The organism is Leucobacter insecticola (assembly GCF_011382965.1).
Taxonomy (GTDB): Bacteria; Actinomycetota; Actinomycetes; order Actinomycetales; family Microbacteriaceae; genus Leucobacter; species Leucobacter insecticola.
The window spans coordinates 1928981-1944734 of sequence record NZ_CP049934.1 but is presented as its reverse complement, the minus strand read 5'-3'; the positions used below and the strand labels follow the sequence as shown (position 1 = coordinate 1944734).

The 15754-nt window shown below is 62.5% G+C and carries 12 protein-coding genes and 1 pseudogene; 12 read left to right on the top strand and 1 reads right to left on the bottom strand.

What is annotated here, in order from left to right:
* The first annotated feature begins 60 nt into the window (after positions 1-60).
* The 9 genes from G7067_RS14305 (at position 61) to G7067_RS08945 (ending at position 9493) form a co-directional block, all read left to right on the top strand.
* Complete coding sequence (locus G7067_RS14305; protein ID WP_341872884.1) at positions 61-1464, top strand: bifunctional folylpolyglutamate synthase/dihydrofolate synthase; 1404 nt, start codon at positions 61-63, stop codon at positions 1462-1464.
* Positions 1461-1916 (top strand): DUF4233 domain-containing protein, encoded by a 456-nt coding sequence (locus G7067_RS08980; protein ID WP_244301032.1) that lies wholly within the window; start codon positions 1461-1463, stop codon positions 1914-1916. Before G7067_RS14305 ends, G7067_RS08980 begins: the two co-directional genes overlap by 4 nt.
* Positions 1917-1986: 70 nt before the next feature.
* Complete coding sequence (gene ndk, locus G7067_RS08975; RefSeq protein ID WP_166323603.1) at positions 1987-2403, top strand: nucleoside-diphosphate kinase; 417 nt, start codon at positions 1987-1989, stop codon at positions 2401-2403.
* 8 nt (positions 2404-2411) lie between these two features.
* On the top strand, positions 2412-4103 hold the full coding sequence (locus G7067_RS08970) for a DUF7822 domain-containing protein (RefSeq protein ID WP_166323602.1): 1692 nt from the start codon (positions 2412-2414) through the stop codon (positions 4101-4103).
* Between the two features lie 41 nt (positions 4104-4144).
* Positions 4145-4450 (top strand): hypothetical protein, encoded by a 306-nt coding sequence (locus G7067_RS08965; protein WP_166323601.1) that lies wholly within the window; start codon positions 4145-4147, stop codon positions 4448-4450.
* 122 nt (positions 4451-4572) lie between these two features.
* The gene (locus G7067_RS08960; RefSeq protein WP_166323600.1) at positions 4573-5358 is read left to right on the top strand and encodes a YidC/Oxa1 family membrane protein insertase; all 786 of its coding nucleotides are present in this window, start codon (positions 4573-4575) and stop codon (positions 5356-5358) included.
* 4 nt (positions 5359-5362) lie between these two features.
* Complete coding sequence (locus G7067_RS08955; protein ID WP_166323599.1) at positions 5363-6571, top strand: winged helix-turn-helix domain-containing protein; 1209 nt, start codon at positions 5363-5365, stop codon at positions 6569-6571.
* Positions 6572-6672: 101 nt separating this feature from the next.
* The gene (uvrB, locus tag G7067_RS08950; protein WP_166323598.1) at positions 6673-8760 is read left to right on the top strand and encodes an excinuclease ABC subunit UvrB; all 2088 of its coding nucleotides are present in this window, start codon (positions 6673-6675) and stop codon (positions 8758-8760) included.
* A gap of 40 nt (positions 8761-8800) precedes the next feature.
* Positions 8801-9493 carry a helix-turn-helix transcriptional regulator gene (locus G7067_RS08945; protein ID WP_166323597.1) on the top strand — a complete coding sequence of 231 codons (693 nt, stop codon included), beginning with the start codon at positions 8801-8803 and terminating at the stop codon, positions 9491-9493.
* A 33-nt stretch (positions 9494-9526) separates the two neighbouring features.
* On the opposite strand, the gene G7067_RS08940 is transcribed toward G7067_RS08945, so the two are convergent.
* On the bottom strand, positions 9527-9919 hold the full coding sequence (locus tag G7067_RS08940; RefSeq protein WP_244301031.1) for a VOC family protein: 393 nt from the start codon (positions 9917-9919) through the stop codon (positions 9527-9529).
* Between the two features lie 119 nt (positions 9920-10038).
* On the opposite strand from G7067_RS08940, the gene uvrA reads away from it, so the two are divergent.
* The 3 genes and pseudogenes from uvrA to rapZ all read left to right on the top strand — a co-directional run bounded on the left by uvrA (position 10039) and on the right by rapZ (position 15720).
* Entirely contained in the window at positions 10039-12921 is a 2883-nt protein-coding gene (uvrA, locus tag G7067_RS08935; protein ID WP_166323596.1) for an excinuclease ABC subunit UvrA, read from the top strand.
* Positions 12918-14845: pseudogene (uvrC, locus tag G7067_RS08930) on the top strand (excinuclease ABC subunit UvrC). The gene uvrA and the pseudogene uvrC overlap by 4 nt, the downstream one beginning before the upstream one ends.
* Positions 14842-15720 (top strand): RNase adapter RapZ, encoded by an 879-nt coding sequence (gene rapZ / locus G7067_RS08925; protein WP_166323595.1) that lies wholly within the window; start codon positions 14842-14844, stop codon positions 15718-15720. The pseudogene uvrC and the gene rapZ overlap by 4 nt, the downstream one beginning before the upstream one ends.
* Positions 15721-15754: the final 34 nt, after the last annotated feature.

Genomic DNA, 15754 nt, shown 5'->3' with positions numbered 1-15754 from the left:
GTGTTCCTGTCAACCGCAGCTGCGCTCGGGACCGAGAAGGCCCCCTCACGATCACAATCGATGCCAGCAATAAGTCGGGGGAGTAACCAGGTGAACAGTCACATGATCGGCGAAGCGAGCGGCAACGATTCCGCCGCCCGCGTCTACGAAGCCCTGCTGGAGCGCACCGGCGAAGCGAACCCGCGGCCGCGCATCGATCCGGTGCGCCGGCTCGCTGAGCTGGCGGGGTCGCCGCAACTCTCCTTTCCCGTCGTGCAGGTCGCAGGCACCAATGGCAAGACCTCAACAAGCCGCGCCATCGAGTCGCTGCTGCGCGCGCACGGTCTGCGCACCGGGCTCTTCACGAGCCCGCACCTCATCGACTTCTCCGAGCGCTTTCAACTCGATGGTGAACCGGTCAACGCAGACGTGCTCGCTGCCGCCTGGGAAGAGCTGCAACTTCCTCTGCAGGTCGTCGACGCCGAGCTTGTGGCGGCTGGCCACGGCCCGATCACCTTCTTCGAGGCACTTGTGGTGCTCGGTTTCACGATCTTCGCGGATGCCCCCGTAGAGGTCGCCGTGATCGAGGTCGGCATGGGCGGCGAGTGGGATGCGACCAACATCGTCGATGCCGAAGTCGCGGTGTTCACCCCGATCGATCTCGATCACACCGAGATCCTGGGCCGCGACATTGCAACGGTCGCGCGCACCAAGGCTGGCATTATCAAGCCCGGCTGCACCGTGGTGACCGCGGTGCAGGATCCGGCCGCTCTCACAGAAATTGAGGCCGCAGCGGCGAAGCACCAGGCCCGCCTCCTCGTACAGGGCCGCGATTTCCGTCTCGCCGAGGATCGCCTCGCCGTAGGCGGTCGCCAGATCGGTGTCGTCAGCGCCACAGGTCAGAACTACGATCCCGCGTTTGTGCCGCTGCACGGCAAGCACCAGGCGGAGAACATCACCCTTGCTATCGCCGCGGTCGAAGCGTTCTTCGGTTCGGAACGACCGGTGCCCGAGGAAGTTCTCGATGAGGGGCTTGGTCAGCTGACCTCGCCTGGCCGTCTGCAGCTCATCGGCAACGATCCGGTCGTGTATGTCGATTCCGCACACAACCCGCACGGTGCCCGTGCGCTCGTCGAAGCGGTCACCGAATCGTTCAATTTTGAGGAGCTTGCGCTTGTGGTCGGGGTGCTCGCGGAGAAAGACGCCGCGAGTGTGCTCGCCGCTCTCGCCCCCATCGCACATCAGGTCACTGTGACCCCCGTCGATTCTGCGCGCACACTCGACGGCGAGGCGCTGTTCGAACTCGCATCTTCGGCGATCCCTGACACGCTCATCGAAGTGGCGCACTCGCTTCCCGAGGCGCTTGACGCGGCAAGAGCCTGGGCAGGGGGCGCGGATGGACGCGCCGTGCTCGTTGTTGGATCAGTGCTGTTGGCGGGCGAGGCAATCGCCTTCTCTCGCAGCGAAGGGTGGGGGATCGCGTGAGCAATGTGAACGAGCCGAACGAAGAGCTGGTGCTCTCGCCCTCTGAGGAGCGCGCCCACAACGCTGCGCTGCGCGTTTCTGGTGCCGGAAGCGGGCAACGCTCAACCCAGCGCGCGCTCGCATCGATCGTGCTCGGTTTCGAGCTGATCATCGTCGTGCTAATCGGCCTCACGATTTTCGGGCTCGGCATCACCGAGCCGCGCGAGATCGGCCTGTATCTCGGCGGTGGCCTCGCCCTCGTCATCATCGTTGCGCTCGGGATCATGCGCCGCGGCAAGGTGGGCATTTACCTGGGGTGGGCGGTGCACGCGCTGATGCTCGCCTCTGCGATCATCCTGCCGATGGCGCTCGTTGTAGGGGTGCTGTTTACGGCGCTGTGGGTGTTCTGCATGGTGAAGGGCACTCAGCTGGATCGCGACCGCGCGCGCTGGATCGCGGAGCAGTCAGTTTGAGACCGTAACTCAGGCTAGGCTTGAACGTCGGGGGATACCCCATCTGACTTTTGACGAGCCGAGGAGCAATATGTCGACCGAAGAAACTCTGATCCTGGTCAAGCCCGACGGTGTCGCGCGCGGACTCACCGGAGAGGTCTTGCGGCGCATCGAGGCGAAGGGCTACAAGATCGTTGATCTGCGCATGGTGAACGCGAGCCGTGAGCTGCTTGAGGAGCACTACGAGGAGCACGCCGGCAAGCCGTTCTTTGGCCCGCTCGTCGAGTTTATGGCGTCGGGCCCGGTTGTTGCCGTGCGCGCCTCGGGCAACCGCGTCATTGAAGGCTTCCGCTCGCTCGCGGGCGCCACCGATCCCACGGTGGCTGCCCCCGGCACGATCCGCGGTGATCTCGGCCGCGACTGGGGTGCCGCCGTCACACAGAACATCGTGCACGGTTCCGACTCAACCCTGTCGGCCGAGCGCGAGCTCGCACTCTGGTTCGCGTAGCCCCGAAGATGGCAAACCGCAGCTACCTCTACATCATCGATCGACTTCCCGAGGAAGGCGAACCCCTGCCCTTAGTTCGGGGCGTGCACGAAAACAATTACGACGTTCCGCTGCTCCACACGCTGCTGGTCAGTGGTGATCCTGTTGAGTATCCGTCACTCATCGGATCGAGTGACCCAGAAGACGGCTGGCCGCCGGCTCGGTGCATCGTGGGAAACGCACGCCAGGGGATCGAAAACCTGGAACAGGCCTTTGCCGCACTACCCAACACTTCGCAGGTTCAGGAGCAAATCGAGCGGGCCCGCGCAGCACTTGCTGCGGCCATCAACCACGGGTCCTACTTTGTTTTAGAACACGCCGAGATCACTCATGATTTCGCGGAAGATGCAGCTGAAGCTCAACTCAATTCGGACCGAAGCTACGCTTCGGCCCAGCACCCGGATCTGAGTGACTTGCAGCAGAACGCTGAATCTCTGGCCGACGAGGTTACCGGAGCTAGCGGATTCTGGAGCGAGCACCTGTACTACACCTCTGTCGGCACTGTTCCTGAACCGGAGAGTGCGGTGGCGCCAAGCAGCGAGGAACAACCGGAAGTTCCCGCGCAGCTCCCGCAGTCCCAGCCCAATCCGCAGTCCCAGCCCAAGAAGAAACTCTCTCTTGGCGCACGCATTGGCATCATCGTTGGGTCTGTGGTGGTGGGGATCCCGCTGTTACTGATTGTCGCTCTCAAGGTTTACGGTGCCGTTTCCGCTCCCAGCGGCACGGTCTCGGATGCGGCCGCGATCACGGCCGTTGAGTCCTACTTTGACGCGCTTGCAGCGGGAGACGTGGAACGTGCTCTGGAGCACACGGGAGTCGACCTCACGGACCCGTTGCTCAGCCAGGCCGTACTTGACAGGTCCCTCGAACTCGCACCCATTACCAATGTCGCGGTCAAGATAAGCGATTCGGGTGAGGGCGCTTCTGGCGGCAACAAGATGGTGGAAGCCACCTTTATGCTCGGAGACGTCACGGCCTCCAAGGAGTTCGAGGTCTCTGGCTTCGATGAGGAGGTTTGGCACATCGCCGATGCGACCACCCTTTTGATTTCGGTTGACTCGCGTATTGCAAAGCTGGGCGGAGTCTCTGTGAACGGGGTCAAGGTTTCAGATCTTGAGTTTGTCCACCTCTTGCCTGGTGCATATGAAATCGCGCTCGACACTCCCTACTACGAACTCGTAGGTGAAACCGAATTCATCATCGCCAACTCCGAAGATGCGCAGATCCTGGAAGATATTGAGATGGAGCTCACTCAAACGGCCATCGACAGTTTCCGTTCCCTGGTATCCGTCTCTCTCACCGAGTGTCTGGCCTCAAAAGAAGCCTCCAGTCCCTGCGGCATCGACATTCCGACCACTCTCGACAGCGGTGAAACCGTGGTCGCTGGCACTGTGACCCGGACACTGACGCCGGAGGGTCAGAGTGAACTGGATACCATGGTTCCTGAACAGGTCCTCACCGACCCGTTGTTGCTGTCGACCTCAGCTCATTTTGCAACCAAGATCACAGCAAGTTTCGTCCAGGACGGCCAGACCGTCGAAGGCGAAGTCGTTTGGGGCTTCGGAAACACCGCGAGCGACTTTGGCAACACCGACAAGAAGAACGCAAAAGCGCCAACGGTTGATTTCAGTGCTGCAACCCCCGTGGTTACCTGGGGTTAGGTTAGCGTTGCAGTAGAAGGTTTTTTGAGGGGAGGCCCGTAGTGCTGGTGCAGTTGTGGATGGTGGCTCAAGTCGCCATGCTCCTGCTCACTGTCGCTGCGGGTTCACACCTCCCACAGTCGACGCTTCCGATCCTGCTCGTCGCCGCGCTGGGGGCCGCGATCCTGGCTCCGGTTGCACCGTGGGCGATGCGAGCTCTCGCGCGCGCCCAGGAACTGACGCCGCACGAACCGCCCGCGCTCAATCGCACCCACGCTGTTCACGTGACGCGGATTCCCGGCACCCCCGGCACCCCGGGAACAGCGCTCGCACGCGCCCCCGCACTCGTCGTTCTCGCTTCTGCCTGAACGACAACCCAAGCTCACGCTGACTCTCTGGCAGTCAGCTCATTTGGCGCACTCATGCGCGCCCGTCGTTCTCGCAGGGCACACGAATTCTTCCGTGATCCTCAGCGTAGAAAGACAGACAATTGAACATCTATGAATTTCCGCCCGTCAAGCTTCTGGTCGACGCCGCCTACTGGCTCGTGAACCACCTCAGCGATCTCCTCACCCCGATTGCTGACGGTTCCAGCGCGGTGCTCGCGATTGTGCTCCTCACGTTCGCAGTTCGCGCGGCACTGATCCCCGTCGGACGCTCCCAAGCGAGAGCAAACATCACACGTCAGCGCATCGCCCCGCAGCTTGCGGAGCTGCAGCGGAAATATGCCAAGAATCCAGAAGTGTTACAGCGCAAGACCATGGAGCTGTACGCGAAGGAAAAGGCCTCGCCATTTGCCGGCTGTTTGCCCGTGCTGGCCCAGATGCCCGTGCTGATGGCCGTCTACGGGATCTTCATTCAGCCCACGATTCACGGTGAAGCGAACACGCTCCTGGGCCACACGTTCCTCGGGATCCGCCTGAACGAGAGCTATCTCGGGATCCTGGGATCGGGAAACGTGGAATGGTCCGCGGCCGCGGTGTTCCTGAGCATCATGGCGATCATCGCGGTGGTCGCGCAGCTGTCGCGCCGGCTCCTCATGCGTCCCGCGCAAGCTACCGCTCGGACCCCAAAACCGGCACCTGCTGCGGGAATGCTAGCCGGGATGCCCGACCTCAGCCGCTTGACCTCAGCGTTGAGCTTCATGCCGTTCATCACCGCTATCGTTGCGGCGGTGGTCCCGCTCGCGGCTGCGGTCTATCTGATGACCACCGTGACCTGGACACTCGGCGAGCGCCTGATCCTCAACCGCGTATACCAGGCCACGATAGCCTAAAGGCATGCCAGCGCCCTCCTCCCTCAGCGCCGCCGAAGCGCGGCGCGTTGCACTTGCCGCCCAGGGCTTTCGTGGTGCCGGCGGTGCGACGCCGAAGCTGCGCACCAGGCGGCCGTTTGATCCGACGCTTGAGCGACTGCACGTGCTCCAGATCGACTCGGTCAATGTGTTCGCGCGCAGCCACTACCTGCCCGTGTTCTCGCGGCACGGCGGCTACAGCCCCAATGAACTCGACAGGCATCTCTGGGACAGCGGAGAATACACGGAGTACTGGGCGCACGAGGCGGCGTTTCTTCCCGTGGGGGATCGACCACTCTTCGCGTGGCGAATGCGGGAGTTTCGCGATCGCTACGCCCGCGACGACACCACCGCGCAGCTGGCCCCGACGCTCGCCCGCGTGCGCGACACCCTCGCTGACGGCGGTCCCCAGTTTGTGCGTGAGCTGGAGAACGGGCCCCGCGAGAAGCGCGGCCCGTGGTGGGACTGGAGCGAAACGAAACGAGCCGTCGAGGTGCTGTTCGCGCAGGGCGAGGTGGTCTCTGCCGGACGTGTCGGTTTCCAGCGTCGCTACGCCCTCGCCGAACAGCTGCTGCCCGCGCACGCCCTGCGCGAGGTGCCGCGCGAGAGCGCGCAGCAGCAGCTCATTGAACGTGCCGCCCGTTCGCTCGGCGTCGCCACCCTCGCCGACCTGGCTGACTATCACCGCCTCAAGATCACCGATGCCGGACGGGCGGCTCGGATCCTTGAAGAGCGTGGGATCCTGATCCCGGTCAGCGTTGAGGGCTGGCGGAAAGCCAACGGCACACCCGAGCAAGCGTGGATGCATCACGAGACCACGGTGCCGAGCCGGCTCGCACCGGACGCGCTCCTGACCCCGTTTGATCCGCTGGTCTGGTTTCGGCCGCGCACAGAGCGGCTGTTCAGTTTCCACTACCGCATCGAGATTTACACGCCAAAACAGAAGCGCCAGTTTGGCTACTACTGCTTGCCGTTGTTGGTCGGTGGCAAGATGGCCGGGCGGATCGATCTGAAGGCCGACCGCAAGGCCCGCGAGTTGCTCGTGCAGGCGGCCTGGCAGGAGGACGGTGCGCCGGCGCGCACGGCGGAGGCTGCTCAGGATCTACTCAACCAAGCTGCGGCATGGCAGGGGCTCGAAGCGGTGCGGATCAGCGGGGTTGGGAATCTCCCGCTGCCACGACACACGAACGCCTAGTTTTCTTTCGGACGTACACACGCCCCGTGCGTTGCCATCGCCGGTGGGTTGCCGATGCCGACGGGCCACCATTGTCAGTGGTCCAGAGTAGGCTCGATCCCATGGAACCCACACGCAGCGTCCGCCCTTTTGAGGTGATCAGCGAGTACGAGCCGAGCGGCGATCAACCGGCCGCGATTGAGCAGCTTGCCCAGCGAATCAACGCGGGTGAAACCGATATCGTCCTGATGGGCGCGACCGGCACTGGCAAGTCAGCCACCACTGCTTGGCTGATCGAGGCGGTGCAGCGACCAACGCTGATTCTTGCGCACAACAAGACGCTGGCAGCGCAGCTCGCGAGCGAGTTCCGCGAGCTTATGCCCAACAACGCCGTCGAGTATTTCGTCAGCTACTACGACTACTACCAGCCCGAGGCCTACGTACCGCAGACCGACACCTTCATTGAGAAAGACTCCTCGGTCAATGCGGAGGTTGAACGGCTGCGCCACTCGACCACCAACGCGCTGCTCAGTCGTCGCGATGTGGTCGTGGTATCGACAGTGTCTTGCATCTACGGCCTCGGCAAGCCCGAAGAGTATTACGAAGCCATGGTGCCGCTGCTCGTCGGCGACGTCCTGGATCGCGACGTGCTACTCCGCCGCTTCGTTGACATGCAGTACCAGCGCAACGACATCGAGTTCGTGCGCGGCAACTTTCGCGTGCGCGGCGACACCGTCGAAATCATCCCCATGTACGAGGAGCTTGCGATCCGCATCGAGTTCTTCGGCGACGAGATCGAGGCGCTGTACTACCTGCACCCGGTCACCGGAAATGTCATCAAACAGGTTGATGCCGTCTCGATTTTCCCGGGTTCGCACTATGTCGCCAGCCGCGACGTCATGAACCGCGCAATGGGGCAGATCAGTGAAGAGCTCGACCAGCGCGTTCGCGAACTGAAGCGGCAGAACAAGCTCGTCGAAGAGCAGCGCCTGCGCATGCGCACCACCTTCGACCTCGAAATGATGGAGCAGATCGGCTTCTGCTCAGGCATCGAAAACTACTCCCGGCACATTGACGGGCGGCAGGCCGGCGAGGCTCCGCACTGTTTGCTCGACTATTTCCCCGACGATTTCCTCGTCGTTATCGACGAGTCGCACGTCACGGTGCCGCAGATCGGTGCGATGTACGAGGGCGACTCCTCGCGTAAGCGCACCCTCGTTGACCACGGGTTCCGGCTGCCAAGCGCCCTCGACAATCGCCCCCTGAAATTCGCCGAGTTCAAGGAGCGAGTGGGTCAGACGGTGTACCTCTCGGCGACCCCCGGGAAGTACGAGATGGAGCTCGCCGACGGTGTTGTCGAGCAGATCATTCGCCCCACGGGGCTCATCGATCCCGAGATCATCGTGAAGCCGAGTGAGGGACAGATCGATGATCTCCTCGAAGAGGTGCGGATCCGCGCCGAGCGTGACGAGCGTGTGCTCGTCACCACGCTCACGAAGAAAATGGCGGAGCAGTTGACGACCTTTATGGAGGAGGCAGGCGTGCGAGTGCGCTACCTACACTCCGACGTTGACACGCTGCGTCGCGTTGAACTCCTGACCGAATTGCGCGCCGGCGTCTACGACGTGCTCGTGGGCATCAACCTGCTGCGGGAGGGCCTCGACCTCCCTGAGGTGTCACTCGTCGCTATCCTCGACGCCGACAAAGAGGGATTCCTGCGCTCAAGTACCTCGCTCATTCAGACCATTGGACGTGCCGCACGAAACGTCTCTGGACAGGTCCACATGTACGCCGACAAGATCACCCGCTCGATGCGCGAGGCGATCGATGAAACGAACCGTCGTCGCGAGATCCAAATCGAATACAACACCGCACACGGTATCGACCCGCAGCCGCTGCGCAAGAAGATCAACGACATCACGGCGATGCTCGCGCGCGAGGCCGCAGACACCGAAGAGGTGCTGAGTTCACGCGCAGGAGCGCACGCGCAGAAGGGATCGCCACAGCGCAGCAAGGGCAAGAGCGCGGCGCGAGCCGGAGCGATCGCGGGAGAGGGCGCGGCGAAGCTGGAGGAGATCATCGCCGAGCTCAACGAGCAGATGCTCTCCGCGGCCGAGGAGCTGAAGTTCGAGCTCGCAGCGCGGCTGCGCGACGAGGTTGCCGAGCTCAAGCGTGAACTGCGCAGCATGGACGCGGCCGGGCACCTGTAGCACGCCCCCAGCGGAGACACGCACCATACGATATGCAGAGTTGAAGATTGCTGAAGTTGGAACCCTGTGGCGGTCAAACGGTCTGGCGGCCCCTCTCGTGCTTCAGGCTGACGGTTGCGTCGACCTGATTTTGCGCGATGATGAATTGCTCGTGGCGGGCCCGTCTACGCGCGCGTTTGTGGGGCGCGGAAGTAGCCGGGGGGAGACACTCGGTATCCGATTCCTGCCAGGACTGGCTAACTCCGCGCTCGGCAGGTCGCTCTTGGAGTTGCGCGACCTGCAGCTCGATGCATCCGATGTACTCACCCCGAGCAGACGACAGGCAGGCCTTTCATTGCTGCGTCGGCTCCGAGACGCGAACGGCTCCGAAGTCGTAGAGGTAGCCTCCGCCGACATCGCCGCCGAGTATTCTTTGCTTCCTGCGACCCAAGGCTGGACTGCGGTTGCCCGCGAGGCAGCGGTCCTCGGAGAGAGCGCAGCAGCACTTGCGCGAAGGCTTACGATCTCCGAGCGACAACTACATCGCCGAATGGTCGCAAGTTTTGGCTATGGATACACGGCGCTCCGCAGGGTGGTGCACGCCCAGCGGGCCAGGGCGATGCTGCGCGCTGGCGTGGCATCGTCGGAAATTGCGTATCGCGCAGGCTACTGCGATCAGGCCCACTTCACCAGGGAGTTCTTGAAGCTCGCCGGGACGACCCCCGGATCTTTCACCTCGGTCACGCAAGCCTGAGACGTGCACAGCGAACATCTCAAGAAGCTCCAGTCAGCTGTGCGGCGTAGAGATACACAGTGTTGCCGTCTGGGTCGCGGAGGGTCGCGTACCGCTGACCCCAGGGTGCGTCCCACGGCGCAGTGTCGGCTGCTTGGGGAATCGTCCCACAACTTCAGCGTAGGTGTTGTCAACACCGGCTGGCGAGTCGGTCTCGACGGCAAAACTAATGCGCCCCGGCCCCGTCGGAAACTCATACCCAGGCTGGAAGCTTTCAATGGTCGAGACCGGATCCCATGCGAGCTTCACACCGCCAGGAAGCTCGACCTCAATGTGGTTTGCTGAGCCTTGCCCCTCGGGAGTATCAAGACCCAGAGCACGATAGAAATCGAGAGAAGCTCCGAGGTCACGGGTGACGATGCCAATGAAGTTGAATGTGAGTGTCATGCTCTGAGCCTAAACTCACCCGCGCGTTGAGTCTTGAAGGTTTCGGACGCGTTGCTTCAAGAATTCCCACACTCGCACATATGTTCGAATTCTCAGAGGGAAAGGCATAGGATAGAGCGGTGACTGCGACGCCTTCAACACCCATTCGTTCCTCTGCTACCCACGCTCACATCAGCGTCCAGGGGGCTCGGGTCCACAATCTTCAAAATGTCGATCTCACGATTCCGCGGGACTCGATGGTGGTGTTCACCGGCCTGTCGGGGAGCGGTAAATCGAGCCTCGCCTTCGACACCATTTTTGCGGAGGGTCAACGTCGCTACGTCGAGAGCCTCAGTGCCTACGCGCGGCAGTTTCTTGGCCAGGTTGATCGCCCCGACGTCGATTTCATCGAGGGTTTGAGCCCCGCAGTGTCGATCGACCAGAAGTCAACGAACCGCAACCCGCGCTCAACCGTGGGCACGATTACCGAGATCTACGATTACATGCGTCTCCTCTGGGCCCGTATCGGGATCCCGCACTGCGCGATCTGTGGCGAACGCATCGCTTCGCAGACCGTGCAACAGATCGCGGATCAGCTCATCACCCTGCCCGAGCGCACCCGTTTCCAGGTGCTCGCGCCGGTGGTCAGCAAGAAGAAGGGGGAGTTCGTTGACCTCTTCCAGGATCTCGCCGCGAGCGGTTATTCGCGCGCGGTCGTCGACGGCGAGGTTATCCAGCTCTCTGAGCCGCCGATCCTGAAGAAACAGGTCAAACACGATATCTCCGTGGTCGTCGACCGCCTGGTCGCGAGCCCTGACGGCCTCGGGCGGCTCACCGACTCACTCGAAACCGCGCTGAAACTCGCCGGCGGCATCGTGTGCATCGACTTCATCGATCGCGACGCCGAGGCAGAAGATCGCACGCAGCTGTTTTCGGAGCACCTGTCCTGCCCCAATCAGCACCCCGTACAACTGACAGAGATCGAACCACGCACCTTCTCGTTCAACGCTCCCTTTGGTGCGTGTGGCACCTGTTCCGGCCTCGGCACGAGCATGTCCGTTGATGAGGATCTGGTACTCGGTGATCCCGAGCTGTCGATCGCCGAGGGGGTCATTGTGCCCTGGACCAGCCAGGGCAAGAGCCTCTACCAGTACTATGAAAAGCTCCTCGTCGGCCTGTCAAAAGACCTCGATTTCTCGCTGACGACGCCCTGGGGTGAACTCGAAGATGAGGTCCGCGAGGCCGTGCTCTACGGCAACAACTTCAAGGTCAATGTGCGCTGGAAGAACCGCTTCGGTCGCGAGGTGAAGTATTCCTCTGGCTTCGAGGGCGTGATCCCGTTCATCGAGCGGCAGTACGCCGAGGCCGAGTCCGACACGAAGCGGGATCGCTGGTCCGAGTTCCTGCGAGAGGTGCCATGTCACGCGTGCAACGGGCAACGCCTGAAGCCCGCGGTGCTCGCGGTCACCGTCAACGGCGAGTCGATCGCCGCAGTCGGAGAGTTCAGCCTCCTCGAGGCCAAGCGATTCTTCAACGAGGTCACCCTCACCGAGCGCGAGGCGAAGATAGCGGCCCAGGTGCTCCGTGAGATCCGCTTACGCTTCGACTTCCTCATCGAGGTCGGTCTCGGATACCTGACGCTCGCTCGCGCCGCGGGAACCCTCTCCGGCGGCGAGGCGCAGCGTATTCGGCTCGCCACGCAGATCGGCTCGGGCCTTACCGGGGTGCTGTACGTGCTGGATGAACCCAGCATCGGCCTGCACCAGCGCGACAATCGCAGACTCATCGAGACGCTGATCAAGCTGCGGGATCTCGGCAACACGCTCATCGTCGTCGAACACGACGAGGAGACCATTGAGGCTGCCGACTGGATCGTCGATATCGGCCCGGGAGCGGGCGTTGAGGGTGGCACGGTTGTGCACTCCGGAGAGTACGCCGAGCTTCTCAAGAACACCCGCTCGGTGACGGGCGATTATCTCGCCGGACGTCGATCCATTGAGACGCCGAAGAAGCGTCGCAAGCGCGACAGGAAGCGCGAGCTGAAGGTTCAGGGCGCCCGCTCCAACAACCTGCAGAGTGTTGACGTCGCCTTCCCGCTCGGCATCATGACCGCGGTTACGGGTGTCAGCGGCTCCGGTAAATCGACGCTCGTGAACGACATCTTGTATCGTGTGCTCGCGAATCAGCTGAACGGTGCGCGGCTCGTGCCCGGCAAGCACACGCGCGTCACCGGGCTTGAACACCTCGACAAGGTGGTGCACGTTGATCAGGCACCGATTGGCCGCACCCCGCGTTCAAACCCCGCGACCTACACGGGCGTCTTCGACAAGATCCGAAATCTGTTTGCCGAGACCCCCGAGGCGAAGACCCGCGGCTACCTGCCCGGCCGCTTCAGCTTCAACGTCAAGGGCGGCCGCTGCGAGGCCTGCTCGGGCGACGGCACGCTGAAGATCGAGATGAACTTCCTCCCCGACGTCTACGTCGCCTGCGAGGCCTGCGGTGGCAAACGCTACAACCGGGAGACGCTGCAGGTGCGGTACAAGGGCAAAAACATCTCCGAGGTGCTTGAGATGCCGATCGCCGAGGCCGAGGAGTTCTTCGAACCGATCAGCTCAATTCATCGCTACATGAAGACTCTGGTCGACGTGGGGCTCGGTTACGTGCGTCTCGGGCAGAGCGCCACGACGCTCTCCGGCGGCGAGGCGCAGCGCGTGAAGCTCGCGACGGAGCTACAGAAACGCTCAAACGGCCGCAGCATTTACGTGCTCGACGAGCCAACCACGGGCCTGCACTTTGAAGACGTGCGCAAGCTTCTGCTGGTGCTGAACGGACTCGTCGACAAGGGCAACACGGTCATCACGATCGAGCACAACCTCGATGTGATCCGCAGCGCCGACTGGGTGATTGATCTCGGCCCGGAGGGCGGGTCCGGTGGCGGCACGATCCTCGCCGAGGGCACACCCGAGCAGCTTGCCCGGGTGGAAGGAAGCTACACCGGCGAATTTCTTGCCGAGGTGCTTTGATTCAGGGAGTCGACAATCGAGGGTCGTTTCGTCCTGCCCAGGGCGAAATCCCGACGAGCCCCGGTGTCTATCGCTTTAGCGATCGGCACGGCCGGGTGCTCTACATCGGCAAGGCAAAAAACCTGCGGGCGCGGCTGGCGAACTACTTTCAGCCGCTGCATTCGCTGCAACCGCGCACCAGGCGCATGCTGGCGCTTGCGGCAAAGGTCGATTGGACCGTTGTCGCCACCGACACTGAATCGCTGGTACTGGAACACACCTGGATCACCGAATTCAAGCCACCATTCAACGTCCAGTTCAAAGACGACAAGACGTACCCGTATTTGGCGGTGACCCTGCGCGAAGATGCCCCACGGCTCATCATTACGCGCAACGAGAAGATCCGGGGGGCCCGCTACTTCGGGCCATACCCGAAAGTCTGGGCGCTGCGCGAAACAACCGCGCTGTTGCAGCAGGCGTTCCCCATCCGCACCTGCAACGACGCCGACTACAAACGTGCCATGTCGAGCGGTCGCCCCTGTCTCGCGGGTCAAATCGGTCGCTGCAACGGACCCTGCTCCCAGAAGATCACCGTCGAAGAACACCGCGAACGGGTCACGGAACTCGTCGCCTTTCTTGCGGGGGCGACACGAGCCACCTCCGCGAACTGCAGCGCGGCATGCGGGAGGCTGCGGCGGAGCAACGCTATGAAGACGCGGCACGGCTGCGCGACCAACTGCAGGCCGTGGAGCACGTGATGGAGAAGAACGCGGTGGTGCTCGGGCTCGACGTCAATCTTGATGTGTTTGGGCTGCGTTCCGACGAACTCGCGGCGGCCGCTCACCAGTTCATTATTCGCGGTGGCAGGATCCGGGGCGAACGCAGTTGGATCGTCGATGTTGAGCTTGATGATTCGCCGAGCACGCTGCTCGAACAGGTGGTTCAATCCGCCTACGAGGGCGAGCGCGAACCGCCGCCCGAGATCCTGGTCCCGCAGCTGCCAGAGAATGCCCAGGATCTCGAACAGGCACTCAGCGCGCTGCGACCCAGAAAGGGGCGCGTACGCGTGCGCGTGCCCGAGCGCGGCGACAAAGTGCAGCTGATGGAGCGCGCGACCCTCAACGCCGGCGAGCACCTGATCCGCTACAAGATGAAGCGCGCCGCAGATCTCACCGCTCGCACCGATGCCCTCGCCGAACTCCAGAACGCGCTCGGAATGGACGAAGCGCCGCTGAGAATCGAGTGCATCGACGTGTCGCACCTGCAGGGCACCGGCGTCGTCGCCTCGCTCGTGGTGTTTGAGGACGGACTGCCCGCGAAGGGCGCGTACCGCAAGTATCGGATCGAAGAGACGCGCGACGACACCGATTCGATTCATCAGGTCGTGGCGCGGCGCGCGGCGCAGCTCAACCTGGCGCGCGAAACGGGTGAGCCCTCGGTGGGGATCTATCGCGACCGGCCACAATTGCTCATCGTCGACGGTGGCGAACCCCAGGTACAGGCGGCAGCGCGTGCACTCGCAGAGGCTGGCATCACCGATGTCGCGCTCTGCGGAGTCGCGAAACGCCTGGAAGAGCTGTGGTTGCCGGGCGACCCCTTCCCCGTGATCATGCCCCGCACGAGCGAGGCCCTGTTTCTGGTACAGCGGATCCGGGACGAGGCGCACCGCTTCGCTATCACCTTCCAACGGCAGCGCCGCAGCACCTCGATTGCGAGCAAGTTGTCTGAAATACCTGGGCTCGGACCGAAACGGGTGCAGGGTCTCTTGAAACACTTCGGATCGGTGACGAGGCTCCGGCAGGCCACGGTGGCAGAACTGGCCGCGGCCCCCGGTCTAGGGGAGAAACTTGCTGAGCAGATCCTGGACCACCTGAACTCTAATGCGCAGGCCGCTAAGCTTGGTGAAGCGACGGACACGGATCAGAATGAGAGGGGCGTCGAATGAACGAGACGGTATCCGAACAAGAGATCCTGATCGTGACCGGCATGTCAGGCGCCGGGCGCAGCACGGTCGCCAACACCCTCGAGGATCTGGGCTGGTACGTCGTTGATAATCTCCCACTGACGATGCTCAAGACGCTTGCCGATATGGCAGACAAGTCCGGGGGAGCGCTGCCCCGGATCGTCGCGGTGGTCGATGTGCGCGGTCGCGATCTTTACGCTGACATCGAGGCGACGGTGGGGGATCTACGCCAGAACGCAACGGTGCGGGTTGTGTTTCTCGATGCAACCGATGAGATCCTGGTCCGCCGTTACGAGTCAGTGCGCCGACCTCACCCCTTGCAGGGCGAAGCGGGCAGCCTCCTCGAAGGCATCAAACTCGAACGCGAGCGACTCCAGGAGCTGCGGGCTTCAAGCGATGTCGTCATTGATACCTCGCGCTACAACGTGCACGATCTCTCAACGGCAACGCGCGAACTCTTTTCTGACGACAACACTCCCGGCCTACAACTGTCCGTTGTGAGTTTTGGGTTCAAGTACGGTGCCCCAACTGACGTCGATTTGATGGTCGATATGCGCTTCCTGCCGAACCCGTTTTGGGAGACAGAACTTCGCTCACTCACCGGGGTCGACCCTGAGGTGAAAGAATATGTACTCGGACGCGAAGGCGCCGCCGAGTTCCTAGAACACTACGTGGCTGCACTGACCCCGGTTTTTGCCGGTTTTCAACGTGAGAATAAACGCCACGCCTCACTTGCCGTGGGGTGCACCGGTGGGAAGCATCGCTCAGTTGCGACCGCGCGAGAACTTGCGGATCGACTGGCAGGACTTCCGGGTGTCAATGTGACACTGCGTCATCGCGACCTCGGTCGCGAATAACCAAGCGTCATCCCACGCGTTCGTTTTGCCCAAT